This window comes from Aeromonas enterica (genome assembly GCF_054052465.1).
In genome coordinates, this window is record NZ_JBSTYL010000030.1 from 25,245 (window position 1) to 50,651 (window position 25,407).

General features: G+C 61.8%; 23 protein-coding genes. 15 read left to right on the forward strand and 8 right to left on the reverse strand.

Going from position 1 to position 25,407, the window contains the following annotated elements; translation table 11 throughout:
* Positions 1 to 100 precede the first annotated feature (100 nt).
* Positions 101 to 1,813 (forward strand): methyl-accepting chemotaxis protein, encoded by a 1,713-nt coding sequence (locus ACW5XD_RS21305; RefSeq protein ID WP_456496611.1) that lies wholly within the window; start codon positions 101 to 103, stop codon positions 1,811 to 1,813.
* 74 nt (positions 1,814 to 1,887) lie between these two features.
* Here ACW5XD_RS21305 and htpX read toward each other — a convergent pair whose 3' ends face one another.
* The 5 genes from htpX to bioB all read right to left on the reverse strand — a co-directional run bounded on the left by htpX (position 1,888) and on the right by bioB (position 6,804).
* Positions 1,888 to 2,760, reverse strand: coding sequence for a protease HtpX (gene htpX / locus ACW5XD_RS21310; protein ID WP_042651327.1), 873 nt, complete (start codon positions 2,758 to 2,760; stop codon positions 1,888 to 1,890).
* Positions 2,761 to 2,873: 113 nt separating this feature from the next.
* Positions 2,874 to 3,554, reverse strand: a complete 681-nt coding sequence (bioD, locus tag ACW5XD_RS21315) for a dethiobiotin synthase (RefSeq protein ID WP_456496612.1) — start codon at positions 3,552 to 3,554, stop codon at positions 2,874 to 2,876.
* Positions 3,555 to 3,669: 115 nt separating this feature from the next.
* Entirely contained in the window at positions 3,670 to 4,509 is an 840-nt protein-coding gene (gene bioC / locus ACW5XD_RS21320) for a malonyl-ACP O-methyltransferase BioC (protein WP_456496631.1), read from the reverse strand.
* Positions 4,502 to 5,719 (reverse strand): 8-amino-7-oxononanoate synthase, encoded by a 1,218-nt coding sequence (bioF, locus tag ACW5XD_RS21325; RefSeq protein ID WP_456496613.1) that lies wholly within the window; start codon positions 5,717 to 5,719, stop codon positions 4,502 to 4,504. The genes bioC and bioF overlap by 8 nt, the downstream gene beginning before the upstream one ends.
* Entirely contained in the window at positions 5,716 to 6,804 is a 1,089-nt protein-coding gene (bioB, locus tag ACW5XD_RS21330; RefSeq protein ID WP_456496614.1) for a biotin synthase BioB, read from the reverse strand. The genes bioF and bioB overlap by 4 nt, the downstream gene beginning before the upstream one ends.
* 190 nt (positions 6,805 to 6,994) lie before the next feature.
* On the opposite strand from bioB, the gene bioA reads away from it, so the two are divergent.
* Together bioA and ACW5XD_RS21340 are read left to right on the forward strand one after the other, a co-directional pair.
* Positions 6,995 to 8,269, forward strand: a complete 1,275-nt coding sequence (gene bioA, locus ACW5XD_RS21335; RefSeq protein WP_456496615.1) for an adenosylmethionine--8-amino-7-oxononanoate transaminase — start codon at positions 6,995 to 6,997, stop codon at positions 8,267 to 8,269.
* A gap of 135 nt (positions 8,270 to 8,404) precedes the next feature.
* Positions 8,405 to 9,220, forward strand: coding sequence for a HAMP domain-containing protein (locus ACW5XD_RS21340; RefSeq protein ID WP_456496616.1), 816 nt, complete (start codon positions 8,405 to 8,407; stop codon positions 9,218 to 9,220).
* On the opposite strand, the gene ACW5XD_RS21345 is transcribed toward ACW5XD_RS21340, so the two are convergent.
* Positions 9,217 to 9,567 (reverse strand): hypothetical protein, encoded by a 351-nt coding sequence (locus tag ACW5XD_RS21345; protein WP_456496617.1) that lies wholly within the window; start codon positions 9,565 to 9,567, stop codon positions 9,217 to 9,219. The two genes, ACW5XD_RS21340 and ACW5XD_RS21345, sit on opposite strands and share 4 nt — an antisense overlap.
* Before the next feature lie 182 nt (positions 9,568 to 9,749).
* Between ACW5XD_RS21345 and asnS the strand changes: the two genes are divergently transcribed.
* The 3 genes from asnS (at position 9,750) to ACW5XD_RS21360 (ending at position 13,717) form a co-directional block, all read left to right on the forward strand.
* Entirely contained in the window at positions 9,750 to 11,150 is a 1,401-nt protein-coding gene (asnS, locus tag ACW5XD_RS21350) for an asparagine--tRNA ligase (RefSeq protein ID WP_456496618.1), read from the forward strand.
* 379 nt (positions 11,151 to 11,529) lie between these two features.
* The gene (locus ACW5XD_RS21355; RefSeq protein WP_456496619.1) at positions 11,530 to 12,873 is read left to right on the forward strand and encodes an anaerobic C4-dicarboxylate transporter; all 1,344 of its coding nucleotides are present in this window, start codon (positions 11,530 to 11,532) and stop codon (positions 12,871 to 12,873) included.
* A gap of 187 nt (positions 12,874 to 13,060) precedes the next feature.
* Positions 13,061 to 13,717: a Dph6-related ATP pyrophosphatase gene (locus ACW5XD_RS21360; RefSeq protein WP_456496620.1), complete on the forward strand. Its 657-nt coding sequence runs from the start codon at positions 13,061 to 13,063 to the stop codon at positions 13,715 to 13,717.
* A 126-nt stretch (positions 13,718 to 13,843) separates the two neighbouring features.
* Here the strand turns inward: ACW5XD_RS21360 and ACW5XD_RS21365 are convergent, their stop codons facing one another.
* Complete coding sequence (locus ACW5XD_RS21365; protein ID WP_456496621.1) at positions 13,844 to 14,983, reverse strand: M20 family metallopeptidase; 1,140 nt, start codon at positions 14,981 to 14,983, stop codon at positions 13,844 to 13,846.
* 106 nt (positions 14,984 to 15,089) lie between these two features.
* Positions 15,090 to 16,466 (reverse strand): C4-dicarboxylate transporter DcuC, encoded by a 1,377-nt coding sequence (gene dcuC, locus ACW5XD_RS21370; RefSeq protein WP_456496622.1) that lies wholly within the window; start codon positions 16,464 to 16,466, stop codon positions 15,090 to 15,092.
* Positions 16,467 to 16,749: 283 nt separating this feature from the next.
* On the opposite strand from dcuC, the gene ACW5XD_RS21375 reads away from it, so the two are divergent.
* From ACW5XD_RS21375 to ACW5XD_RS21415, 9 genes are all read left to right on the forward strand, one after another.
* On the forward strand, positions 16,750 to 17,064 hold the full coding sequence (locus ACW5XD_RS21375) for a hypothetical protein (protein ID WP_456496623.1): 315 nt from the start codon (positions 16,750 to 16,752) through the stop codon (positions 17,062 to 17,064).
* Between the two features lie 314 nt (positions 17,065 to 17,378).
* Positions 17,379 to 18,290 carry a LysR family transcriptional regulator gene (locus ACW5XD_RS21380; protein ID WP_456496632.1) on the forward strand — a complete coding sequence of 304 codons (912 nt, stop codon included), beginning with the start codon at positions 17,379 to 17,381 and terminating at the stop codon, positions 18,288 to 18,290.
* A 214-nt stretch (positions 18,291 to 18,504) separates the two neighbouring features.
* Complete coding sequence (locus ACW5XD_RS21385) at positions 18,505 to 18,855, forward strand: ArsC family reductase (RefSeq protein ID WP_456496624.1); 351 nt, start codon at positions 18,505 to 18,507, stop codon at positions 18,853 to 18,855.
* Positions 18,856 to 18,877: 22 nt separating this feature from the next.
* Positions 18,878 to 20,005 carry a succinyl-diaminopimelate desuccinylase gene (gene dapE, locus ACW5XD_RS21390; RefSeq protein ID WP_456496625.1) on the forward strand — a complete coding sequence of 376 codons (1,128 nt, stop codon included), beginning with the start codon at positions 18,878 to 18,880 and terminating at the stop codon, positions 20,003 to 20,005.
* A gap of 61 nt (positions 20,006 to 20,066) precedes the next feature.
* The gene (locus ACW5XD_RS21395; protein WP_456496626.1) at positions 20,067 to 20,756 is read left to right on the forward strand and encodes a M15 family metallopeptidase; all 690 of its coding nucleotides are present in this window, start codon (positions 20,067 to 20,069) and stop codon (positions 20,754 to 20,756) included.
* A complete protein-coding gene (locus ACW5XD_RS21400; protein ID WP_456496627.1) occupies positions 20,753 to 20,899 on the forward strand; it encodes a hypothetical protein in 147 nt (48 codons plus the stop codon). The genes ACW5XD_RS21395 and ACW5XD_RS21400 overlap by 4 nt, the downstream gene beginning before the upstream one ends.
* A gap of 279 nt (positions 20,900 to 21,178) precedes the next feature.
* Complete coding sequence (locus ACW5XD_RS21405; protein ID WP_456496628.1) at positions 21,179 to 22,906, forward strand: potassium/proton antiporter; 1,728 nt, start codon at positions 21,179 to 21,181, stop codon at positions 22,904 to 22,906.
* Positions 22,907 to 22,948: 42 nt separating this feature from the next.
* Positions 22,949 to 24,052, forward strand: a complete 1,104-nt coding sequence (locus ACW5XD_RS21410; protein WP_456496629.1) for a beta-N-acetylglucosaminidase domain-containing protein — start codon at positions 22,949 to 22,951, stop codon at positions 24,050 to 24,052.
* Between the two features lie 32 nt (positions 24,053 to 24,084).
* Positions 24,085 to 25,290 (forward strand): cation:proton antiporter, encoded by a 1,206-nt coding sequence (locus ACW5XD_RS21415; protein WP_456496630.1) that lies wholly within the window; start codon positions 24,085 to 24,087, stop codon positions 25,288 to 25,290.
* The last annotated feature ends 117 nt before the right edge of the window (positions 25,291 to 25,407 follow it).

A 25,407-nucleotide genomic window follows, 5' to 3' on the forward strand; every position in this document is an offset into this window, starting at 1 on the left:
AGTTTTCCCTTCCTATACTCACAGAGTAAAAAACCTTGTCAGCCATTGACTTGGCAACGCATCACAAGACGATCCCTGATGAGAATAAGGACGCTCCACCATGCAACAGAACAGACCCGCCTTTCAGCTCAATCTGCTGCTCTCCGTCATCACTCTGATCCTGCTATCACTGGTATTTTTCGCCTACAGCTGGTCAGGGACGCAACTCGAACAGAGTTATCAGCAACGCTACCAATCTTATGTGCTGGCCGATGAGCTCAGACAATCCTCCGACGATCTGACCCGGCTCGGTCGCACCTATGTGATCACCAAGGATCCTGCCTACGAACAGCAGTACATGCGGATCCTGGCCATTCGCAACGGCGAACAACCGAGACCAGAAGGCTACAACCGCATCTACTGGGACTTCGTCGCCGCCAACGGTCAGAACCCTCGGCCGGACAGCCAGGTGCGCCGCGGCCTCATCGACCTGATGAAAGACACCGGCTTTACCGAGGATGAGCTGGCCAAACTCAACGAGGCCAAAAACAACTCGGATGCACTGGTCAATACCGAGGTCGCCGCCTTCAAACTGGTGCAGCAGACGGATGGCGATCCGGTCGCCAACCAGCAAAAAGCCATCACCATGATGCATGACAAGGCCTATCACCAGAACAAGGGACGCATCATGTCCCCCATCGATGACTTCTACGTCATGATGGAGACCCGCACCCAGCAGGCGGTGGACGACGCCACCAGCCACTCCGCCATGTTGCGCTACCTGTTCATCGCGCTGGGTCTGGTGCTGATGTTCTTCCTCTGGCGCACCTATCGCTCCCTGCTCGATCTGGTGGGTACCTCAGTCGAACAGCTCAAGACCGATCTCCATCTGCTGGCGGACGGAGACTTCTCACGCCCCATCAAGGTGCCGGCAGGCGCGAAGGAGAGCCTGATCGGCCTGCTCGCCTCCATGCAGAACACTCTCAAGGGGATCATCGCCCAGGTCTCCCACTCCACCGAAGAGCTCTCTGACTCGGCCGACAGCATAGCCCAGATAGCTGAGCAGACAGCCCAGTTCGCCACCTCCCAGCAGACCAGTACCCAGACCATGGCAGCAGCCATTGAGGAGCTGGTAGTGAGCATCAGCCACCTCTCCGACAACGCCACCCATGCCGACGAGTTGAGCAAGGTTTCCGCCAACACGCTGGAAGAAGGTTCGGGGGTCATCAAGGAGACCCTCGGCAGCATCGAAAATATTTCGACCACTGTGGGAGAAGCGGCCAGCACCATTGCCGAGCTCAACGGCCATACCCAGCAGATTTCGGAGATCATCGCCGTTATCCGCGGGATCGCCGATCAAACCAACCTGCTGGCGCTCAACGCGGCCATCGAGGCGGCGCGGGCCGGTGAGCAGGGGCGCGGCTTCGCCGTGGTGGCCGACGAGGTTCGCAACCTCGCCAGCCGCTCTGCCGCCTCTACCCAGCAGATCACCGGCATGATCAGCAAGATCCAGAGCGGTGCCGATGCCTCCATCCGCAGCATGGAGAACACGGTCAACAACGTCTCCCGCGGGGTAACGCTGGCCAACCAGACCGGTGAAGCAATTGCCAGCATCCAGAGCCACGCCTCCAACCTGACCGGCCTGATGGGGGAGATAAGTCACACCCTGCGCGAGCAATCCACCGCCGCCAACGAGGTGGTCTCTACCGTTGGCAACATCACCTCCCTCTCCGAGCAGTCGGGGGACGCGGCCCGCAACGTCTCTCGGGAGGCGGCCAAGCTCAAACAGCTGTCACGGCTACTGCGCCAGGAGATGGGTCACTTCAAGCTGTGATCCGATGGCACAACGCAAAACGGCTGCCCAAAGGCAGCCGTTTTTTATGCGGGTGTGTCACCCGTTCATTGCAATCAACCGCGCAGGGCGGCGATGCGCTGCTCGATGGGCGGGTGGCTCATGAACAGCTCGCTCACGGAGCGCTTGCCGTTGATGCCAAAGGCCATCATGGCACCTTCCATCTGCGGTTCGGCCCCGCGGGAGAGGCGCTGCAACGCGGCAATCATCTTGTCGCGGCCAGCCAGCTTGGCGGCACCGGCATCGGCGCGGAACTCACGCTGACGGCTGAACCACATGACGATCATGGAGGCCAGCACGCCGAACAGCATCTCCAGCACGAAGACGGTGATCATGTAGGCAAAGCCACCCGAGCTGCTGCTCTCTTCGCTGTTGTTGGAGCTGAAGAAGTTGCTGATGACACCGGCCACGATACGAGCGAAGAACATCACGAAGGTGTTCACCACCCCCTGGATCAGGGTCAGGGTCACCATGTCGCCGTTGGCCACGTGACTCACCTCGTGGGCCAGTACCGCTTCCGCCTCGTCCCGGCTCATGCTGTAGAGCAGGCCGGAGGAGACGGCGACCAGTGAGTCGTCGCGGCGGGCACCGGTGGCGAACGCATTCATCTCGGGGGAGTCGTAGATCCCCACTTCCGGCATCTTGATGCCCGCTTCACGGGCCTGACGGGCCACGGTACTGACCAGCCAGTGCTCGGTCTCGTTGCGGGGTTGCTCGATGACCTGGACGCCATAGCTGCGCTTGGCCATCCACTTGGACATCAGCAAGGAGATAAAGGAACCCCCAAAACCGAACACGGCACAGAACACCAACAGACCGGAAATGCTGGACTTGTTGATCCCCAGAACCGAGAACAGGATATTGAGTACCACCCCCAGCACCAGCATGACGGCCAGGTTGGTCACCAGGAATAGCATAATTCGCTTCATATTGACTCCTTGTGAGATATGGATGCGTGGCCCCGCACAGCATCACTGCCGGCCGGGGCCACACCTGCCCCACATAATAGATAGATTCGATGAATGTTCGCTGAATGTCGGCCTCAGAGCAGGGGCGAAATGTCGAGACGCCCGCGCAGATCGGCCTCGAGCGGATTGTTTACAAAGGGTATTTCACCCAAAAACGGAGCGGGCAGCAAGCCCCTCAGCGTGTCCAGATTCTCCTGGTAGTGGCTCATGGAGCCGTGCAGCCGATTGATGACCCAGCCCGCCACCGGCAGGTTGTCGTTGCGAATGGCGGCGAAGGTGAGCAGCGCATGGTTGAGGCAACCCAGTTTGGCCCCCACCACCATGACAACCGGCATGTTTTCCTGCTTGACCCAGTCCGACAGCAGGTGCTTGCGATCCAGCGGCAAAAACCAGCCCCCGGCCCCCTCCACGACGATGAGCTCGGCGCCCGCCTGCTCTATCTGGCGCAAACCATCGGACAAGCCCGTCAGCGTGATGGCCTCACGGGCCTCGCTGGCGGCGATATGGGGCGCGATGGGCGGTTCAAAAGCGAACGGATTGACCAGATCGTAGGGCAAAGGCAGGCTCGCGGCCTCCTGCAACAGCACGGCGTCCAGATTGCGCAGCCCATCCGGGGTGCGGGCACAACCGGCCGAGACCGGTTTGTAACCGGCGCACTGGATGCCGTGGGCGGCAAATTCCAGCAACAGAGTGCGGGCGACCAGCGTCTTGCCCACATCTGTGTCCGTGCCCGTGATAAAGAAGGATTTAACCATGATGACTCCTCAACGCAAATCAGGTGCCTACCCGCATGTGGGGACAGATCACCTGCGTATCAACTCTCTTTCAGACAAAGCGGCTGATCCACCGCCAGCTTAAACTCGGACCGGTTTATCGGCGGCTCACTTGCCCCAAACAGACTTGGTAGCTGGCGGCCAGCAGGCCGTCCGGCTGACGATAAGCTTCATAAGCCAGACTCAGGCGCTGCAAGCGCTGCCGGCTGCTGAGACCGGGCTGACGCTCGTCATTGATCTGGCTGGCCCCAATCCCCTTGAGGTCACGCAGCAGATCGCTCAATTCGGGATAGGCAAGCGACCAGGTCAGACTCTCGAGGCGAGGGGCGCTGAAGCCCCCTGCGGCCATGGCATCCTGCAATTGTGGCAGGCTGAGGAAGCGATTGACATGGGGACAGTCGTCAACCGTGCGCCAGGCCTCACGCAATTGCCAGAGCGAATCCGAGAGCAGGGTCGAGAACAGTAGCTGACCGCCAGGCTTGAGCACCCGATGCAGCTCGGCAAAGGCCTGCGCCGGACGCTCGCACCACTGCAGGGCCAGGCTGGAGAAGACCCAGTCAAGACTCTGATCGGCAAAGGGCAACAGCTCCGCATCGCCGCACACCAGTTGAGCGCCGCTGCCGCGCAGGGCCGCCTGCGCCAGCATGCCGGGGGCGAGATCCAGCCCGTGCAGCCGGTGGCAACGACGGGCGAGGTGCGGCAAGAAGAAGCCGGTGCCACAGCCCAGATCCAGTCCAGCTCCCGGCAAGGCATCTGCCACAGCATACCCTTGCTCCCCATGACCCAGCCCCGACGCAGGCACGGCGTCTGGCATCCACTCGAGCAGCGCCAGCCCCACCTCCTGCTGGAAGCGGGCGTGGGCGTCATAGTGACGGGCGGCCGCCCCGAAACGGCGGGCGAGCTGGGCCTTGTCGACCTGCTGGAAACGCTCATGCATGGCGAGCACCTCTCGGGTCTGCGGCATCCCTATTCCCCCTGGCCGACAGAGTGCAAGGGCCGAGGGCATCGAGCAGGCGATCCACATCCTGTTCACTGTGGGTCGCGCTCAGGGTGATGCGCAGCCGCGCCGTGCCCACCGGCACAGTGGGCGGGCGAATGGCGCTGGCCCAGATACCGCGCCCCCGCAGCCGCTCGGCCAGTTGCAGGGCAGCACTGCTCTCCCCCACCAGCAGCGGCTGGATGGGGGTGGTGCTTGCACCAAGTTGCCAACCCAGAGCCTCTGCCCCTTGCCGAAAGCGGGCAATAAGCCGGGCAAGGTGGGCACGGGGCTCATCGGCGGCGCGTACCAGTTCGATGCTCTTGCTGACGGCGCAAGCCTGGGCGGCGGGCATATGGGTGCTGTAGACGTAGTGACGGGCGAAGTTGACCAGGTAGTCCACCAGCTCACGACTGCCGCCGACGAAGGCGCCAGCCACCCCGAGCGCCTTGCCAAAGGTGCCCATCTGGATGTGCACGCTGGCCGGATTAACGCCCTGGGCCGCCAGGGTGCCGCGCCCTTCTGGCCCCAGCACGCCGAGGCCGTGGGCATCGTCGATCATCAGCCAGTTGCCACTCTGGGCGGCCAATGCCGCAAGCTCGCGCCAGGGGGCCTGATCCCCGTCCATGCTGAACACCCCTTCCGAGACAATCAAACCCCGATTTGGTTCGAGTTGACGCGCGAGCGCGGCCATATCGTTGTGGCCGAAGCGCTTCATCTTGCAGGGCAGCTGGCAGCCCATCTCCTGCAAGGAGGCGTGGTTGAGCCTGTCCTGCCACAGCAGGTGTTCCTTGCCGAGCAAGGCCTTGAGCACCGCCTGATTGGCGGAGAAACCACAGTTGAACAGCAGCACCGCCTCCACCCCCAACCAGTCAGCAAGCGTCTCTTCCAGCTGTTGGTGAGCGCGGCTGTAACCGGTCACCAGCGGCGACGCACCGGAGCCTGCGCCATAGCGGTCAACCCCCTCCTGGAAGGCGGTTTTGATGGCGGGGTGATCCGCCAGCCCCAGATAGTCGTTGGCGGAAAAGTTGAGGTAATCGCGCCCCGCCACCCTGAGCCGCCCGCCACTCGCCCCGTCGGTCGCGATGCGGTTGCGCAGCAGACCTGCCTGCTCGCGTTCGGAGAGCGCCGCGCCCAACCCAAAGGGTCCCGTTACCGCGGGGCCGTTCATGACCGCGCAGCCCCAGCACGGGGGCGGGTGGCGTCATAAAACATCTCGGCGGGCTCGCTTTGGCGACTTACCTCGGCCATCAGCTCCTCTTCTTGAACCTGATCCGGCTTCTGGGCCCGCTGGGCGGGGCGAATACCGAGTCGCTTGAACAGTTGCATGTCGCTGTTCTCGTCCGGGTTGGGAGTGGTCAGCAGCTTGCAGCCGTAGAAGATGGAGTTGGCCCCCGCCATAAAGCACATGGCCTGCATCTGCTCGTTCATCTTCTCCCGCCCGGCGGAGAGGCGCACGTGGGAGGCCGGCATCATGATGCGCGCCACGGCGATGGTGCGGATAAATTCGAACGGATCTAGGTTTTCTTCGTTCTCCAGCGGCGTCCCCTTCACCTTCACCAGCATATTGATGGGGACGCTCTCCGGGTGACGGGGCAGGTTGGCCAGCGCCATCAAGAGGCCCGCCCGATCTTTGGCCTGCTCGCCCATGCCGACGATACCGCCGGAGCAGACCTTCATGCCAGCGCCGCGCACATGCTCCAGGGTATCCAGCCTGTCTTGATAGGTGCGGGTAGTGATGATGTCGCCGTAAAACTCCGGCGAGGTGTCGAGGTTATGGTTGTAGTAGTCAAGGCCCGCTGCCCCCAGACGCGCCGCCTGATCGGCGGTGAGCATCCCCAGCGTCATGCAGGTCTCCATGCCCAGCCCGCGCACCTCCTCGATCATCCGGAGGATATAGGGCATGTCCCGCTCCTTGGGGTTGCGCCAGGCGGCCCCCATGCAGAAGCGGGACGAGCCGTTGGCTCTGGCCTCGCGGGCCCGTTCCAGTACCTTCTCCACCTCCATCAGCCGCTCGGTCTCGAGCCCGGTGTGATAGCGGGCGCTCTGGGGGCAATACTTGCAATCCTCCGGGCAGGCGCCTGTCTTGATGGAGAGCAGGGTGCTCACCTGCACCTCGTTCGGGTCGAAATGGGCGCGGTGTACCGTCTGGGCCTGGAACAGCAGATCGTTGAATGGCAGGGCAAACAGGGCCTGAACCTCGGACAGGGTCCAGTCGTGGCGAAGGGCGTGGCCGCCCAGGGTGAGAGCATTCATACATGGCTTCCGGTTGTTATAAGTGGGATCCTGCGCCCGCCATCCCGGGATGTGCGAACACAGAACCCGCCATTGCGCCTGCACCCTCTGAATGGGCAGAGCCAAGTGGCTGAAATTGTTGGCTAGTGTAGAGAGCGCGCGTAGACTGTCAACACCGACCAGATCAAACAAATTGACAACAGAACACATAATGACCAATCAAGAATTCGACCTGCACCATGTCTGGCACCCCTATACCTCCCTCACCCATCCCCTGCCCTGCTATGAAGTGGCCAGCGCCAAAGGGGTAAAAATCACCCTCAGTGACGGTCGCGAACTGGTGGATGGCATGAGCTCCTGGTGGGCCTGCGTCCACGGCTATCAGGTGCCGGAACTGGACGCGGCCGCCACCGCCCAGCTCGGCAAGATGTCCCACGTGATGTTTGGCGGCCTGACTCATGCACCGGCGGTGGAGCTGTGTCGCAAGCTGGTGGAGATCACCCCGGCCGGACTGGATCGGGTGTTTCTGGCGGACTCCGGCTCGGTGGCGGTGGAGGTGGCGCTCAAGATGGCCCAGCAGTACTGGCACGCCAGGGGCACACCCAGAGCCAAGTTCCTCACCCTGCGCGGCGGCTATCACGGCGACACCTTCGGCGCCATGAGCGTCTGCGACCCGGATGGCGGCATGCACGAGCTCTATAAGGGCTTCCTGCCGGAGCACCATTTCGCCCCGGCACCGAGCTGCCGCTTCCACGCCGAGTGGGACGAGCAGAGCGTGGTGGAACTGGCCACCCTCATGGCTGACCACCATCAGGAGATCGCGGCCATCATACTCGAGCCCATCGTGCAGGGAGCGGGCGGCATGCGCTTCTATCACCCCCGCTACCTGCAGTGGGTGCGCGCCCTGTGCGACGAGTTCGGCGTGCTGTTGATTGCCGACGAGATCGCCACCGGCTTTGGTCGCACCGGCCAGCTGTTTGCCTGCGACTGGGCGGGGATCAGCCCCGACATCCTGTGTCTGGGCAAGGCGCTCACCGGCGGCTATCTCACCCTCTCGGCGACCCTGACTACCGAGCATGTTGCCCGCACCATTTGTGACGGCAAGGCCGGCGTCTTCATGCATGGCCCCACCTTTATGGGCAATCCGCTGGCTTGCGCCGTGGCCAACGCCTCCATCGATCTGCTGCTCGCCTCGCCCTGGGCCGAGCGGGTGCAGGCCATCGAGCATCAGCTCAAAACCGAACTGGTCGCGCTGACTCTCAACCCGGCAGTGGCCGATGTACGGGTGCTCGGCGCCATCGGGGTGGTGGAGATGAAAGAACGAGTGGACGTGGCCCGCATCCAGCGCAAGTTCGTCGAGCTTGGGGCCTGGATCCGACCGTTTGGCAAGCTGGTCTACCTGATGCCCCCCTTCGTCATCACCCCCGAGGAGCTGAGGGTATTGACCGGCGCCATCCATGAGGCCATCGCCAGCGGCGAATTCTGAACATGAATGAATAGGCCCTGCATGAGAATGCAGGGCCTATTGACTCTTTTTCATCAGAATGTGAGCGAGGCACCAGACCCGGAAGGCCGGCGCGAGTAGACTGCGCGGGTTTTACCCAACAGATGTACCGTTCCCATGCGCCTCTCTATTGCTGCCAAAATCAACTTCTTCCTGCTGTTCATCTTCTCCATGGTGCTGGTGTTTTCCGCAGCCTATCAGGCGGTGCGTGAGCGCGACCTCATCCTGACCCTGATAAAGGAGCAGAGCCGCGAGCAGACCGAAGCCTATTTCGACGGCCTCAACATGCTGATGCTGACCGGCAAGATGGACGCCCGCGACACCTTGCGCGACAAGTTTCTCGAACACGCCCACGTGGAAGATGCCCGCATAGTGCGCAGCGAGGCGGTGAACACCCAGTATGGGGCCGGTCATGAAAATGAACAGCCCAAGGACAGATTTGATGAGCTGGCGCTGGCAGGCAAAGGTAGCCTGGAGGTGGTGCACGACGGCATGCACAGCAAGCTGGTGGTGACCCGCCCCCTGCTGGCCAAGAAGGATTTTCGCGGCACCGACTGCACCAGCTGCCATCTGGTGCCGGAAAATACCGTGCTGGGCGCTGTGCGCTTTGACTACTCCCTCGACACCCTGTTCACCCGGGTCGAGCAGAACATACTCACCTCGGCACTCAGCCTCACCCTCATCTTCGGGCTGGGTCTGCTGCTCACCCTCTGGGTTATCCGCACCTGGATAGTCCGCCCCCTTAACCAGCTGACCCGCTCCATGGAAGAGGCCACCGATCTGCACGAATTCGGCCATCGACTGGAAGGGGATGAAGGAGACGAAATAGGCCGGGTGGCACTGGCTTACAATCAGATGCTCGACAGCGTGGAGCGCCAACTGGGCAAACGCCCCACCCCGCACCCGGATCGGGACGAGAAGAAGAAAGATTAACCCAGGTAGTAGAACAGCAGGCTGGCAATGAGGATCAGCAACAGGATGGCCAGATGTACCATGCCGACATCCTCCCGGCGGCGGCAACGTTGCCGTTCGAACAGCAAGACCGCAAGAGTCAGTACAGAACAACCCCAGAGCCCGTGCACCAGCCAGGGGGTCAGCACGGGATCCCAGCTCTGGCGCACCTTGACCCCGCCATAGATCAGAAAGCCGTAGGCAGTCTGTGGCCGCGCAAAGTGATAGAGGGAGAGCAAGGCGATGAAGCCGCCCCAGCAGAGCATCACCAATCCCTGCAGCACCCGGGTCAACCCGTCAGGTCCATGTCGCCGCTCTTTCACGCTCATCCCTCACCCAAGCGGCCCGGTCATGAGGTGATCCGGGCACAAAACCCCTCCAGAGTCCGACATTTTTGCTTGTTTATCAAACCCGCGCGGGTAAGATTGACGGCTTAGTCTGCCATGATGGGCCCATCAATGCCCGGGCCAGACCCATAGCGCTGCAAGAACAAGCTGGAGACAATATTTCGATGACGCACGCATCCGTAGTAGATGTGCTGACCGGTAAATATGCGGTTGGCACCACCCAGACAGTCAAAGGGTGGATCCGGACTCGCCGTGATTCCAAGGCGGGGATCTCATTTTTGGCCGTATCCGATGGCTCCTGTTTCCATCCGGTACAGGCCGTCGTCCCCAATACCCTGGCCAATTATGAGAATGAAGTGCTGCGTCTGACTACCGCCTGCTCCGTGGAAGTGACCGGTGTGGTCGTGGCTTCCCAGGGCAGCGGCCAGGCCTTCGAGCTGCAAGCCTCCGAGGTCAAGGTCGTGGGCTGGGTCGAAGATCCGGACACCTACCCCATGTCCGCCAAGCGTCACAGCATCGAATACCTGCGCGAGCAGGGTCACCTGCGTGCCCGCACCAACGTGGTCGGCGCCGTGACCCGGGTACGCAACTGCCTGGCCCAGGCCATTCACCGCTTCTTCCACGAAGAAGGCTACCTGTGGATCGCCGCCCCGCTCATCACCGCCTCCGACACCGAAGGCGCCGGCGAGATGTTCCGCGTCTCCACCCTGGATCTGGAAAACCTGCCGCGCACCCCAGCCGGCAAGGTCGACTACGACAAGGACTTCTTCGGCAAGGAGACTTTCCTGACCGTCTCCGGTCAGCTCAACGTCGAGACCTATGCCTGCGCCCTCTCCAAGGTCTACACCTTCGGCCCGACTTTCCGCGCCGAGAACTCCAACACCAGCCGCCACCTGGCAGAGTTCTGGATGGTGGAGCCTGAGATCGCCTTCGCCGATCTGGAAGACAACGCCGCCCTGGCCGAAGCCATGCTCAAATACGTCTTCAACGCCGTGCTGAGCGAGCGCCGTGACGATCTGGAGTTCTTCGCCCAGCACGTCGACAAGGACGCCATCGACCGTCTGGAGCGTTTCGTCGCCTCCGACTTCGCCCAGATCGACTACACCGACGCCATCGACGTGCTGAAGAACTGCGGCAAGAACTTCGAGTTCCCGGTCTCCTGGGGTATCGATCTCTCCTCCGAGCACGAGCGCTATCTGGCCGAGGAACACTTCAAGTCTCCGGTGGTGGTGAAGAACTACCCGAAAGACATCAAGGCCTTCTACATGCGCCTCAACGACGACGGCAAGACAGTCGCCGCCATGGACGTGCTGGCCCCGGGGATCGGCGAGATCATCGGTGGCTCCCAGCGTGAGGAGCGCCTCGAAGTGCTGGATGCCCGCCTGGCCGAAATGGGTCTGAACAAGGAAGACTACTGGTGGTATCGCGATCTGCGTCGCTACGGTACAGTGCCGCACTCAGGTTTCGGTCTCGGCTTCGAGCGCCTGGTGGTCTACGTGACCGGCATGGGCAACGTGCGCGACGTCATCCCCTTCCCGCGTACCCCGCGTACCGCCGAGTTCTGATTACGGCCACTTGCCGACAAAGCCGACCCCTGGGTCGGCTTTTTGTTAGCTATGCAGCAGTATTACGGCCTGATGGCCATCACAATTAATCACGCAGCCCGCACTCCACACACTCTGCCCACCATTTCCCATGCCCTCCTGTGCCACATAGAGCCCCGTACGATGCCGTTTATTGGCCCAACAAATAACAATGATGTTAATACGTGGTTTTTATGACGTTAAATCAAAAAGCGATGAGTTATTGAAGTACCTCAAATTTTTACCTCTTTTAGCAAGGCACAATAACCACTAACCCTTTAGGGCTAAATAAAAAACAGACAATCCCGGTCCATGAGCCCAATACAGCACTGACATGGATTAAATCACGCGAGGTAATGGAATGATCTTGATGGAATTTTTGGTGGTACTCGGCTGCTTGCTGCTGGGTACCCGCTTTGGGGGCATGGGACTGGGTCTCATCAGTGGTATCGGTCTCTTCCTGCTGACCTTCGTCTTCGGCCTGGTGCCGGGCGAACCGCCGGTTCAGGTGATGCTGACCATTCTGGCGGTGATCGGTTGTGCCGCCACCCTGCAAACAGCCGGAGGCCTCAACCTGATGATGCAAGTGGCCGAGCGCCTGCTGCGCCGTCACCCGCAATACATCACTATCCTGGCGCCGCTGACGACCTGGACCCTCACCTTCCTGTGCGGTACTGGCCACGTGGTCTACACCATGTTCCCCATCATCGCTGACATAGCGCTGCAGAAGAACATCCGTCCCGAGCGTCCGATGGCCGTGGCGTCCGTTGCCTCCCAGATGGCGATCTGCGCCTCCCCGGTCTCGGTGGCCGTGGTTTCCATGGTCTCCATTCTGGCGGCTGGTCACGGCATAGGTCAGGCCTACGGCCTGCTCGATATCCTGATGATCGCCATCCCCTCCTCCCTGACCGGTGTGGTCATGGCGGCCCTGTGGAGCCTGCGTCGCGGCAAGGATCTGGACAAGGACGAAGAGTTCCAGGCCAAGATCCAAGATCCGGAGCAGCGCGCCTTCATCTACGGTGGTGGTGAAACCCTGCTCAACACCAAGTTCCCGAAAGAGGCCTACTGGTCTACCTGGATCTTCTTCGCCGCCATCGCGGCCGTGGTATTGCTCGGTGCCAACGAAGGTCTGCGTCCGGTGTTCACCATCAAGGACAAAACCGGCCCGCTCTCCATGAACCTGGTGATCCAGATGATGATGCTGATCGCCGGTGCCATCATCCTGATGCGCTGCAAGGTCAAGCCGGGTGATATCTCCAACGGCGCCGTCTTCAAGGCCGGCATGGTCGCCATCTTCTCCGTATTCGGGGTTGCATGGATGAGTGAGACCTTCTTCCAGGCTCACATGCCGCTGCTCAAAGAGACCCTGGCCCACGTGGTACAAGCCCAGCCTTGGACCTACGCGCTGGTGCTGTTCCTTATCTCCAAGCTGGTGAACAGCCAGGCCGCCGCCCTGACCGCCATCGCCCCCATGGGTCTGGCGCTGGGTGTCGAACCCAAGCTGCTGATCGCCTTCCTGCCGGCGAGCTATGGCTACTTCGTGCTGCCGACCTACCCGAGCGATCTGGCCTGTATCGGTTTCGACCGCTCCGGCACCACCCGTATCGGCAAGTTCATCATCAACCACAGCTTCATCATTCCGGGGCTGATCGGGGTGGTGACCTCCTGCTCGTTGGGCTTTATCCTGACCAGCATCCTGCTCTAATCGCAGTCGCGTTTAACACATTGACAGACAGGCCCCCGCTTCGGGGGCCTGCTTTTTTCTCCCCCGCTCTGTTACCCCAACAATTTCCCCGCAGCTATTTCCAGCCGCCATTTCCAGACACTATGCCTTTACCTGTGTCCCCGCCGCTGGGTAGCATGCCCTTTCATTCACCACCGGAATCTCCCCCATGTCTCGCGTCATCCTGCTCTGGAGTGGCGGCAAAGATGCCATGCTGGCCCTCTGTCATGCCCGCCAAGCGGGCCATCAGGTGGTGGCACTGGCCACCTTTGCGCCGCCAGAGCCCCGATTTCTGGCTCATCCCTTGCCGCTGGTACGCCGTCAGGCGGCGGCCCTCGGGCTGCCCCATCTGCTGGTCACCATAGAGGCGCCGTTCGAGCAGAGCTACGAGACGGCATTGAGCCGTTTGCAGCAGGAGTGGAACCTCGACGGGGTGGTGACCGGCGATATCGATAGCGTGGGGGGCGCACCAAACTGGATCCGTGAACGCTGCCAGCCGCTTGGGCTCGCGGTCCACACCCCGCTCTGGCAGCAATCCCGCCAAGCTTTGCTGGCGGATATGCTGGCATGCGGTATCGTCGCCCACCTCTCTTGCGTCGATACCCGGATGCTGGCTCCCGAGTGGGCCGGGCGCACGCTCGATGCCGACACCCTCGCCGAATTGCAGCAACTGGCCGAGCGCCAGGGCTTCGATGCCTGCGGCGAACAGGGGGAGTACCACACCATGGTGACCGACGGCCCCGGCTTTGCCGCTCCGTTGCTCCTCGATGGCTGGCAGGTGGCACGGCAGGATCATCTGGCCTATCTGGCAGAACAACAGGGGTAACGGCGCCAAGCCATCTGGCCAGCGCGTTCAAGGGCGCACCAAAATCGAGATAAAAAAACGGGAGGCAACAGCCTCCCGTTTTGTTTGAATCGGGCCAATAACGACCCGAACAAGGGATAAACCGGCTTATTTCGCCAGCTTGCCCAGCACCCGCTGCAGCAGGCGGATGCGGGGCTCGATGCTGTCGAGCAGCAGGAATTCCGCCTCCGAGTGGAAACCGCCGCCCATGGGGCCGAAGCCATCGAGCGACGGCACACCCGCGGCGGCGGTGAAGTTGGCATCCGAGCCGCCACCGGCCTCCAGCCAGTTGAAGGGGATCCCCTCCTCCTTGCCCGCCGCCTCCACCAGCGTCATCAGCGCCTCGGTGTCACCACTCGGGCGCATCGCCGGCTTGAAGGTCTGGCGATCCACCTCGACCCGGCAACCGGCGAGGAAGGGGTTGTTGGCCATAAAGGTGAGCCGGTCGTGCACCGCCGCCGCCTCTTCGTTGCGCCAGAAGCGCAAGTCCACGATCGCTTCGGCAAAGTCCGGCACCACGTTGACGCCGGTGCCGCCCTGTACCACGCCGACGTTCATGGTGGTGCCTGTCTCAAGATTGACCTGATCGTTGATGGCCAGCACCCAGTTGGCCAGCTCGGTAATGGCGGAGATCCCCTCGCTCAGCGCCGAGCCAGCGTGGGAAGCCTTGCCGTGGAAAGTAATGCGGTACTTGGCGTTGCCCTTGCGGGCGCTGATGAGATCCCCATTGGGGCGCGCCGCCTCGGCCACCAGCACGCAGCCGCTCTGTTTGGCCTTCTCCACCAGCCACTCTTTGGACCAGGGGGAGCCAATCTCCTCATCGCAGTTGCAGCAGACCAGCACCTTGAGCTTGGCCAGTTGCGCCGGATCCATCTCTTTGAGGGCATACCAGGTGGAGAGCAGGCCGCTCTTCATGTCCGAGACGCCAGGGCCAAAGGCCTGATTGCCTTCGACCTTCAGCGGGCGCTTCGCCGCCGTCTCCTCGGGGAAGACGGTGTCCATGTGGCCCACCAGCATCACGTCGTAGTGGCTGGCGCCGGGGGCATTGGTGATCTCCAGGCAGGGGCCGCACTCGGCGGCAAACTGGTGGCGGGTTACCAGCCAGCCGATGGCCTCATATTTCTCGGTCATGATGTCGGCCACTTTTGCCACCCCGGCCGGGGTGCGGGTGCCGCAATCGAGATTGATGAGGGGGGCCAGATCGGCCAGATAGCTATCGAGGGAAAACGGGCGCTTTACATCTGTCATCATCTTCTCCATGCAAGCCTTGCCACTCGCGGCCAAGGCCTGTCAGCAACAGGATGAGGGCGGGCAGCCGCGCTGCCCGCCCCGTCATTACATACACAGCAGACCATCACATAAACAGCAGATAGTTGAGCGTCAACGCCGTCACCAGCGCCCCCGCCATGGGCACACAGGTGCGCTTGACCACCACGAAGGGGGAGACCTTGGCGATCCCCGCGCAGGCGATCAGCACGGCCGCGATGGGGGAGACGGTGCGGCCGATGCTGGAGGCGAGCTGCATAGGCAGCAGCATGGTCACCGCCGGCACGCCGAACTTGGCCGCCACGGCGGGCGCCAGGGTCGAGAAGCTCAAGAAAGCCGCGTTGCCCGAGCCCATGATGACAGCCGCCACCATGATGAGCCCCACCATCACCAAGGTCATCAAACCGCTGCCGATGCCGGCATTGCTGGCGGAATGGAGCAGGGTGTCGATGGCGCCAATGGCTTTCAGGGATTCGGCAAACAGCTCGGCACAGACGATAAGCGCCACCACCGGGCCAAACACCTTGCCCATCCCATCGAGGAAGCTTGACAGCCCCGCGAAGGCGGTGCGCAGCGAGCAGGTACGCAGCAGTTCGCACAACATGCCGATAAAGACCGACAGCAGCATGGCCACCTCCACGCTGACGCTGATGGTAGTCACCATCAGCTTGGAGAAGGTCATCATCAACACGAAGGGGATGATCGGCAGCAGGGCGTACCAGATCGGCGCCTGCACTGCGTCGGTGCCCTTCTCATCCAGCTCGGCGTGTTCGCCGCGATGCAGGGCCGGATCCCAGCCATCCTTGCGATCGCAGTGACGCTGCCAGAAGAAGTGCAGCACCATGGTCACCAGCAGCATGGGCGCCACCAGCCAGATCTGGTAGTCGACGAAGTAGCTGGTCGGATCCATGCCGGATTGACCGGCGGAGAAAATGGCGTTGGTCTGGGTCGGGCCAATCTCGAACGCCTGGGAGGTAGCGATAACGCCACAGGCTGAGGCCGGGCTGATGCCAAGGTTGCGCATCACAGGGTACATGGTGACCATCAAGAGCAGGCCAAGGCCGGTGGCGGAGGTGACGAACAAGGAGACGAATACCGCCACCAGATAGCAGATGGAGAGCATCAGGTAACTGGACTGGATGCCCGCCACCGGTTTGACCGCCACCCGCACCAGCGCCTGGGAGGCACCGATATGGGACATGTAGGTGGCAAAGCCCGCGACCGCCATGATGGTGAGGCCGAGCCCCGCTGCGCGGTAGGAAAAGATCCCCTTGAACACCTCGAACAGGTCGAACAGGGCGAAGCCGGTGCTCTTGTCAGCGGGCAGTATGGGGTGCAACCCCAGCCAGTAAGCCAGGGTGAAAATGGCCATACCGGCCAATGCCAGCACCGCCTGCGGGTTGTAATCCTTGATGATGCCGTAGACCACGGCGATCAGCACGAGCAAGACAAATAAGAGTTCCAATATTCGCTCCTGATAAAATTATCGAGGAGCGAAATCTAGTGGTCGGGTCTCGCTTTCCCCTTGATCCCTGTCAATAAAGGTGGCTTCGCCTCATTTCAATGGCATAAAATGCTATACACCTAACAAAAAATGGCCGTTTAAACTAAAGGCAAACCTTTAGAATCCTTTTGCCACCCGTTCTGGCGGATAACCTCAGGCTTTTTTGCTTTGGATCAACGTCAGGGGCCAGTGAACTGGCCAAGATGCGCATCGACACAGCGACCATTTCGCGCCGGAGAGAGTTATGACAAGCCAAGCCACCGCGGGTATGACCACCAGCGACTACAAGCTATGGGACATCCTCGTCGAGTCTGCAAAGGAACGCACCACCATTCGTTACTCCAAACTGGCCAGGCAGGCCGGGCTGGAGAATAGCCAGGATGAGCTGCGCACCCTGTTGCAACGCATCCGCATGTACTGCACCGAACACCAGCTGCCGATCCTCTCCACCATAGTGGTGGACGATGTGGGCAAATATACCGGCCTCTCCTCCAGCCTGCCGGACGCCCCCTGGGAGCGTGCCAGGGTGTTTGACTACCAATGGCCTGTTGCACCCTGAGCCATCCGCCCTCACAACAACGCGCCCGGTGGCGCGTTTTGTACTTCTTTGGGCCCCCTTTCCTGAACTACAGGCAAAAAAAACCCGCCTCAAGGGCGGGTACTAAGCAAGCAACGCTCTGGATGACCAGAGTAAAGAGTTCAGGCTGTCGAATCTTGCCACCCCCGGCACCACGCGAAAGAGGTAACAGGACAACATGGATTTGTATAAATCGCTGATTTATCCAAGCTTCATGCTGACCATCGACGGGGAATGAGACTAAAGTGAAGGCCCTGCTTAAGGAAATGATTTATTAGTATTCCATTATGCACAAAATGAATTTACGAGGCGTCGACCTCAACCTGCTGGTGGTGCTCAAGGCGCTGCTGGAGGAACGCAACACCACCAAGGCCGCCGAGCGGCTCGCCATGAGCCAGCCGGCCGTCAGTCGTGCCCTGGCTCGCCTGCGGCTGCTCTATGACGATCCCTTGCTGATCCGCACCCCCCAGGGCATGGAACCCACCGCCAGGGCACAGGCGCTGCTGCTGCCGCTGCGGGAGATACTGCACGACATCGAGCAGACCTTCAGCCAGCCGGAGCAGCTCGATCCGGGCAAGTTCGAGGGCGTCCTGCGCATCGGTGCCCACACCTATGTGGAGTACGTGATGATGCCGAGCCTGCTGGCCCGCCTGCAGCAGCAGGCACCCAACCTGCGCATCCACATGGTGCCCCTCAATGCGGACTACGAACGTCAGCTCGACGAGGGGATGATCAGCATGGTGATCAGCAAGCAGGACGAGGTGCCCGGCCGTTTTCGTCGCATCCCGCTGTTTGAAGACAAGCTGATCTGTGCGGCCCACCGCAGCCATCCATTCCAGGGCCAGGTACTCTGCATCGAATCCTTCGCCAAGGCCCAGCACCTGCTGGTCGCCCCCCGTGGCAGCGAAGGGGGCATAGTCGATGACTTGCTGGCCGCCCACGGCATGACCCGGCATACCCCCTTGATAGTGCAAAGCTTTCTGGCTGCGCCCTTCATCCTGCCCTACGCCCCCCTGCTGCTGACCTCCCCCGCCAGGGTGTTGCGACCGCTGATGCCGCTGCTGGATCTGGTGGAGTACGAGACCCGTTTCGCCCTGCCGACCTTTGAAGTCAGCCTCATTCGCCATCGCCGCGACGACAACCACGCCATGCTCAACTGGTTCGAGTCCGAACTGCACCTCTGGTGCCAATCCCAGCGCGAGCTTTGATCCCGCCGGCGCACCCTGCGCCGGACTTTTTTCTCCCCAGCCCCCTGCGACTGCCTCTTCGCCTTTGGAAAATCACCCAAGGTGCGGCTCCGCCGTTGCCATGGGATAGTCACAATGCCAGAATCGAGCCTTTGCTTGATGTCACGTTCAGATCTCAAGTTGCCGATTTCACGTTTCAGCTTCAAGGGCCCGCGCCCGCAGACAAGGACTCCTCATGGCCACCACCCTCTATGGCATCAAAAACTGCGACACCATTAAGAAAGCCCGCAAGTGGCTGGACGAGGCTGGCATCGACTATCGCTTTCACGACCATCGCGCCGATGGGCTGGATCCCGCCACGCTGGACAGCTGGTTGGCAAAGCTTGGCTGGGAAGCCTTGCTCAACAGCCGTGGCACCACTTTCCGCGCCCTGCCGGATGAGGCCAAACAGGGGCTCGACACCGCAAAGGCCCGCGCTCTGCTGCTGGAACACCCGGCCATGATCAAGCGCCCCTTGCTCGACAGAGACGGCGAACTGACTCTGGGTTTTAAAGCCGATAACTACCAATCCCTCTTCTCTCGTTAAACTTTTCTGTTAAGGAACGCCGATGTCGGATGTCATCGCACTGGCCAAGGATCTGATCCGCCGCCCCTCAGTTACCCCGCTGGATGAAGGGTGTCAGACCCTGATGGCGGAGCGCCTCGCCAAGCTCGGCTTCGTCATTGAACCCATGGTGTTCGAAGACACCACCAACCTTTGGGCCCGCCGTGGCAGCGAAGGCCCCCTGTTCTGCTTCGCCGGCCACACCGACGTGGTGCCAGCCGGGCCGCTGGAAAAGTGGCACACACCGCCGTTCGAACCGACCATCCAGGATGGCGTGCTGTACGGTCGCGGCGCCGCCGACATGAAGGGTTCGCTGGCCGCCATGGTAGTGGCGGTCGAGCGTTTCGTCGCGGCCAATCCGGATCATCGGGGGTCGATCGCCTTTCTCATCACCTCGGATGAAGAGGGGCCCTTCATCAACGGCACCACACGGGTGATCGACACCCTGGAAGCGCGCCACGAGAAGATCCGCTGGTGCATCGTCGGCGAGCCCTCCTCCACCGCCGTGGTAGGGGATGTGGTGAAGAACGGCCGACGCGGCTCCATCACCGGCGATCTGCTGGTGCGCGGGGTGCAGGGTCACGTCGCCTATCCCCATCTGGCAGACAACCCGATCCACAAGGCGGCGCCCGCACTGACCGAGCTGGCGGCGACTGTCTGGGATCAGGGCAACGCCTACTTCCCTCCCACCAGCTTCCAGATTGCCAACATTCAGGGGGGCACTGGTGCCTCCAACGTCATTCCCGGCGAGCTGCAGGTCCAGTTCAACTTCCGTTTCAGCACCCAACTGACCGACATGGATATTCGCGAGCGGGTCGAGGCCCTGCTGGACAGGCACGGACTGGATTACCAGCTTGACTGGACCCTCTCCGGTCAGCCCTTCCTGACCGACACCGGCGATCTGCTCGATGCCGCCGTGGCGGCCATCGAACAGGTCAATGGCCAGCAACCGGCCCTGCTCACCACCGGCGGCACCTCGGACGGGCGCTTCATCGCCCCCACCGGCGCCGAAGTGATTGAGCTCGGCCCCGTCAACGCCACCATTCACAAGGTGAACGAGTGCGTGAAGGCCGGGGATCTGGATCTGCTGGCCGACATGTATCAGGGCATACTGGATCGGTTGCTGGCATGACGCCTCTTCAGCGCGGGCTTGCGGGTATCCCGCTCAACAACACACAGGATTCGGGATGGGCATGACACAGGATCAACTGCTGGGGCGAGATGAGCACCACCTCATCCTGGTGGGGCGCGGGCCCCATCGTCTGACCGCGGCCACTGCGGCGGCCTTCAACGACATGCAGGTGGCCGCCGCCCATGAGGGACACAACCTGCAGGCGGCCTCCAGCTGGCGCGGGTTCGACCGTCAACTCGCCATCTGGAATGGCAAGTGGCGTGGCGAGCGGCCCCTGCTGGATGCCAACAACCAGCCGCTGGATGCCCTCCAACTGAGCGACACCGAGCGGCTGCACGCCATCCTGCGCTGGAGTGCCCTGCCCGGCACCAGCCGCCACCACTGGGGTACGGATCTGGACATCTACGATCCGGACTGCCTGCCCGCCGATACCCGGCTGGCGCTTGAGCCCTGGGAATATGAGGAGGGGGGCTGGTTTGCCGATCTGGGCGACTGGCTGGAGGATCGCATGAACGACTTCGGCTTCTTCCTGCCTTATGCCAAACCGGCGGGGGCCGGCAGCGGCGTCGCCTACGAACCCTGGCATATCAGCTTCGCGCTGGAGTCCGCCGAACAGCGACTGGATCCGGATGCGCTGGCGCTTTGTCTGCAACAGGCGGATATTGAAGGTAAATCGACCATACTGGCCCATCTTGACGAGATTTTGGCCCGCTACGTCACCCTCTGTCCCGATGAAAGGAAAAGCTCATGAGTCTGTGGTTATGGATAGGCCTGCCACTGTTGTTCCTGCTCGGCCTGTTTCTCAATGCCATCAAGGACATGAAACGGCTGGAGAAACAGCTGCCCAACTACAAGGACAAGATCCGGGAAGTCAAAGACGACGAGGATGACTGACCGCCCTCCCAGCCCGCCAGGGGCGCCACTGTGGTGCCTCTGGCGCGTGTGGGGAACATGACCGGCAGGCCACCCTCAGGCCGTGTCGATTTTGTGAACCAATTCACATTAATCATGCCTTTTCTTCCCTCTTGCCCAGCCTTTTTCGGTGCAAACATCCCCTTCACAGACGCACCAAAAATGTAAAAAACTGCAAATTAATGCACAAGTAAGCCACACGGCGCCTAACAAACTGCATATAATGTGCCTGATTTGCATTTTGACAGAAGGAGTTCGCCATTGGATGCCGTCACCATCAACAGTTTCTTTTTAATCGCGGCCTTGTTGGTGGGAGCCAGTGTCCTGTTAAGCACGCTCTCCTCTCGTCTCGGCATCCCCATTTTGGTGATATTTCTCGCAGTCGGCATGCTGGCCGGGGAAGATGGCCCGGGCGGTATCCACTTCGCTGACTACTCGGTCGCCTACCTGGTGGGCAACCTGGCGCTCGCCATCATCTTGCTCGATGGCGGCATGCGCACCCGGGTCTCCTCGTTTCGGGTGGCACTCTGGCCAGCACTCTCGCTGGCGACTGCGGGGGTAGCCATCACCACAGGCCTGACCGGCCTCATCGCCGCCTGGCTGTTCGATCTCAACCTGATGCAGGGCATGTTGATCGGTGCCATCGTCGGCTCCACCGACGCGGCGGCCGTCTTCTCCCTGCTCGGCGGGCGCAGCCTGAACGAACGGGTCAGTGCCACCCTCGAGATAGAATCGGGCAGCAACGATCCCATGGCGGTGTTTCTCACCGTGACCCTGATCGAGATCCTCGCCACCCAGCAGCAAGGGCTGGATTGGAGCTTCCTGCTGCTGCAACTGGTCAAGCAGTTTGGCCTTGGCGCCGGTATAGGTCTTGGCGGCGGCTGGCTGCTGTGGCGCCTCATCAACAGCGCCAGACTGGCCCCCGGCCTCTATCCGCTGCTCACCGTCAGCGGCGGCCTGCTGATCTTCGCCCTCACCACCGCTGTGGGTGGCAGCGGCATTCTCGCCATCTATCTCACCGGCCTCTTGCTCGGCAACCTCTCCCTGCGCAGCCGCAGCACTACACTGTCCGTGCTGGATGGTCTGACCTGGCTCAGCCAGATCGGCATGTTCCTGGTGCTGGGGCTCCTCGCCTCCCCCCACAAGTTGTTGCCCATCGCACTGCCGGCGCTGGCGCTGGCCATGTGGATGATACTGTTCGCACGCCCCATCTCGGTCTGGATCGGCTTGTTGCCGTTCAAGAACTTTGCCCCCCGCGAGCGCTGGTTCATCTCCTGGGTCGGGCTGCGCGGCGCTGTACCCATCATACTGGCGGTCTTCCCCATGATGGCGGGGCTGCCCAACGCCCAGCTCTACTTCAATGTGGCCTTCTTCGTGGTACTGGTCTCCCTCATATTGCAGGGTAGCTCGCTGCCGCTGGCCTCACGGCTGGCGCGGGTGGAAGTGCCGGCACCGCCGTCGCCCATCAACCGCTCCGGGCTCGAGATAGATCTGGATAGCCAGTGGGAGACCTTCGTCTACCGCCTCAGCGCCGAGAAGTGGTGCATCGGCTCGCCTCTGCGGGATCTGCGCATGCCCAAGGGGACTCGCATCTGCGCCCTGTTCCGGGATCAGGAGCTGCTGCACCCCTCGGGCAGTACCTGTCTGCAATCCGATGACATCCTCTGCGTCATCGGCCACGAACGGGATCTGCCCGCCCTCGGCCAGCTGTTCAGCCAGGCACCGGAGCAGGATCTGGGCCCCCGCTTCTTCGGTGACTTCCTGCTGGAAGCCACCGCCAAGCTGGTGGATCTGGCCCCGCTCTACGGGCTGGATGTGAGCGAGGTGGCGGATCAGACACTTGGCCATTTTATTGCCAACCAGTTGGGCGATAATCTGGTAGTCGGCGACCACTTCGAATGGCAGGGACTGATCTGGACCGTGGCCGAAATGGAAGAGGGTGAGCCCCGCAAGATAGGGGTGCGCTTTCAGGAAGAAGACCCGGTCTGACGCCGCTCGTCCGACCCGTTCTCAGCGAGAAGGGAGTTATCTATGCCTTACCAAACCCTGTTGTCCGGCCTGCAACCTCCTTCGCCCCAGCTGGGATTGATAGAGGGATTCTTCGGCAAGGGCTGGAGCTGGGAAGCCCGCGCCCGCTACGCCCAGTGGCTGCCCCGCCACGGCTATGGCTTCTATATCTATGCCCCGAAAGAAGACGGCTATCTGCGCAAGCACTGGACCCAGCCTTGGCCTGCGGCCCAGCTCGAGGCCCTGCGTCAGCTGGCCCGTCAGTGCCGTGAAAACGGCCTCGCCTTTGGCATAGGCCTGAGCCCCATGGGTGCCCATCACGACTATGCCAGCAAGCGCCCGGCCCTGCTGGAGAAGGTGCGGCTCATCGACGAGGCGCTCCAGCCCGATATACTGGCGGTGCTGTTTGACGACATGAAGGGGGATACCCCGGATCTGGCCCACTGGCAGCTCACCATGGCCCACGACATCGCGGCCCACACCCGCGCCAGCCGCTTGCTGTTCTGCCCCAGCTACTACTCGACGGATCCCGTGCTGGAGAAGGTGTTCGGCGCCATGCCACCCCACTATCTGACCGATCTGGGCCAGGGGCTGGATCGCCGCATCGACATCTTCTGGACCGGCCCCAAAGTCTGCTCCAGCGAGTACCCGGCCCCGCACCTCAGGCAAGTGGCCGACTGGCTGCACCGCAAGCCCTTCCTGTGGGACAACTACCCGGTCAACGATGGCAGCAAGGCCAGCAGCTTCCTGCACCTGCGCGCCTTCGAGAACCGCCCCGCCGAGCTGGCAGAACTGGTGGCAGGCCACGCAGTCAACCCCATGAAGCAGGCGGCGCTCTCCGTGTTGCCGCTGGCCACCCTGCCCATGAGCTACAAGCTCGGCAAGCAGTACGACCCGGACAAGGCGCTGCACGCCTCCCTCAACGCCACCTGCGGCCCGCAGATCTCCGCCATGATCCAGGCCGACCTGCCGCTGTTTCAGGACATCGGCCTGGCCCAGCTCACCCCGGAGCAGATCATCCACCTCAAGACCCGTTACCTGCCGTTCCAGGATCAGGCCTGCGTGAATGAAATTCTGCACTGGCTGGCCGGTGAATATGTGTTCGATCCGGATTGCCTGACTGATTAACGCGGCGCCCACGGGGGCCTTGAGGAGATTGCATGGACGCATCCCTGATTTACCAGAACCTGGCGGTGCTCGCCGCCTTTCTGCTCATCTACAGCCTGATTGCGGGCCGATTCGAATCAAAGCTGGTCAACGGCCCTCTGCTGTTTTTGCTGATGGGCTGGCTGCTGGGATCCGGCGGACTGGGTCTGCTCTCCCTCTCCATCAACAGCGACGGCATCAAGCTGCTGGCGGAGCTGACCCTGGTCATAGTGCTGTTCAGCGATGCGGCCAACACCAACTGGCAGGTGCTGGCGGCCCACCGCGCCCTGCCCATGCGGCTGCTGCTCATCGGTCTGCCGCTGACCCTGATCGGCGGCACCCTGTTCGGCCGCTGGCTCTACCCTGACCTACCGCTGCTGGAGATGGCCATCCTCTCCACCATACTCGCCCCCACAGATGCGGCGCTTGGCAAGGCGGTGGTCAGCAACCCGGCCGTCCCCGCCCCCATCCGGGAGGGGCTCAATCAGGAGAGCGGGCTCAACGATGGCATCTGCGTGCCCGTGCTCTTGCTGCTGCTCGCCCTCATAGCCCCCACAGAACAACACGCCGGCACCGGCATGCTGGCGGTCACCTTGCTGCTGGAGGAGATAGGTATCGGCCTGTTGGTGGCCCTGGTGCTTACCAGCCTCACCCTGCGCCTGCTCAAGACGTCCTACCTCAACGGCTGGCAGCTGCCACTCTGGCGCCAGCTCACCATGCCGGGGCTGGCCCTGCTCTGCTTTGCGCTGGCCCAGACCCTGGGTGGCAGCGGCTTCATCGCCGCCTTCGTGGGGGGCCTCTTGATCGGCCGCAAGCTGGGGGAACACAAGCATGCCTACCTGGACAGCTGTGAGGGCTATGGGGATCTGCTCTCCGTGGTGATCTGGATGGTGTTCGGTGCCACCCTGATGCCCATGCTGGCGGAGCTGCTGCACTGGCAATACTGGCTCTATGCCGCCGCCAGCCTCACCCTGCTGCGCATGCTGCCGGTATGGCTAAGCCTGCTCGGCACCGGTCTCAAGCCCGAACTCAAGCTCTTTATCGGCTGGTTCGGGCCAAGGGGGCTGGCCAGCATCGTCTTCGCCGTCATGGTGTTGCAGCACAAGCCCGCTCTGCTGGGGCAAACGCCCATCATAGCCACTGTACTCTGCACCATTATCCTCAGCGTCATACTGCATGGCATCAGCGCCAACCCTTGGGTCAAACGCTTCAAGCTGTAGCAAGTCCAGATCTACAACCAATAAAAATGGCTCTGTCCCAATTACGTGTTGAAAGGCTAATCTTGAAGTAGGCCATCTCCTTGAGGTCTACCATCATGGATACCCCTGCCTTTCAAC

Coding starts and splice junctions, on each gene's coding strand:
- ACW5XD_RS21305 (WP_456496611.1), top strand. CDS start 101: ATGCAACAGAACAGACCCGCCTTTCAGCTCAATCTGCTGCTCTCCGTC.
- htpX (WP_042651327.1), bottom strand. CDS start 2,760: ATGAAGCGAATTATGCTATTCCTGGTGACCAACCTGGCCGTCATGCTG.
- bioD (WP_456496612.1), bottom strand. CDS start 3,554: ATGGTTAAATCCTTCTTTATCACGGGCACGGACACAGATGTGGGCAAG.
- bioC (WP_456496631.1), bottom strand. CDS start 4,509: ATGCATGAGCGTTTCCAGCAGGTCGACAAGGCCCAGCTCGCCCGCCGT.
- bioF (WP_456496613.1), bottom strand. CDS start 5,719: ATGAACGGCCCCGCGGTAACGGGACCCTTTGGGTTGGGCGCGGCGCTC.
- bioB (WP_456496614.1), bottom strand. CDS start 6,804: ATGAATGCTCTCACCCTGGGCGGCCACGCCCTTCGCCACGACTGGACC.
- bioA (WP_456496615.1), top strand. CDS start 6,995: ATGACCAATCAAGAATTCGACCTGCACCATGTCTGGCACCCCTATACC.
- ACW5XD_RS21340 (WP_456496616.1), top strand. CDS start 8,405: ATGCGCCTCTCTATTGCTGCCAAAATCAACTTCTTCCTGCTGTTCATC.
- ACW5XD_RS21345 (WP_456496617.1), bottom strand. CDS start 9,567: ATGAGCGTGAAAGAGCGGCGACATGGACCTGACGGGTTGACCCGGGTG.
- asnS (WP_456496618.1), top strand. CDS start 9,750: ATGACGCACGCATCCGTAGTAGATGTGCTGACCGGTAAATATGCGGTT.
- ACW5XD_RS21355 (WP_456496619.1), top strand. CDS start 11,530: ATGATCTTGATGGAATTTTTGGTGGTACTCGGCTGCTTGCTGCTGGGT.
- ACW5XD_RS21360 (WP_456496620.1), top strand. CDS start 13,061: ATGTCTCGCGTCATCCTGCTCTGGAGTGGCGGCAAAGATGCCATGCTG.
- ACW5XD_RS21365 (WP_456496621.1), bottom strand. CDS start 14,983: ATGACAGATGTAAAGCGCCCGTTTTCCCTCGATAGCTATCTGGCCGAT.
- ACW5XD_RS21375 (WP_456496623.1), top strand. CDS start 16,750: ATGACAAGCCAAGCCACCGCGGGTATGACCACCAGCGACTACAAGCTA.
- ACW5XD_RS21380 (WP_456496632.1), top strand. CDS start 17,379: ATGAATTTACGAGGCGTCGACCTCAACCTGCTGGTGGTGCTCAAGGCG.
- ACW5XD_RS21385 (WP_456496624.1), top strand. CDS start 18,505: ATGGCCACCACCCTCTATGGCATCAAAAACTGCGACACCATTAAGAAA.
- dapE (WP_456496625.1), top strand. CDS start 18,878: ATGTCGGATGTCATCGCACTGGCCAAGGATCTGATCCGCCGCCCCTCA.
- ACW5XD_RS21395 (WP_456496626.1), top strand. CDS start 20,067: ATGACACAGGATCAACTGCTGGGGCGAGATGAGCACCACCTCATCCTG.
- ACW5XD_RS21400 (WP_456496627.1), top strand. CDS start 20,753: ATGAGTCTGTGGTTATGGATAGGCCTGCCACTGTTGTTCCTGCTCGGC.
- ACW5XD_RS21410 (WP_456496629.1), top strand. CDS start 22,949: ATGCCTTACCAAACCCTGTTGTCCGGCCTGCAACCTCCTTCGCCCCAG.
- ACW5XD_RS21415 (WP_456496630.1), top strand. CDS start 24,085: ATGGACGCATCCCTGATTTACCAGAACCTGGCGGTGCTCGCCGCCTTT.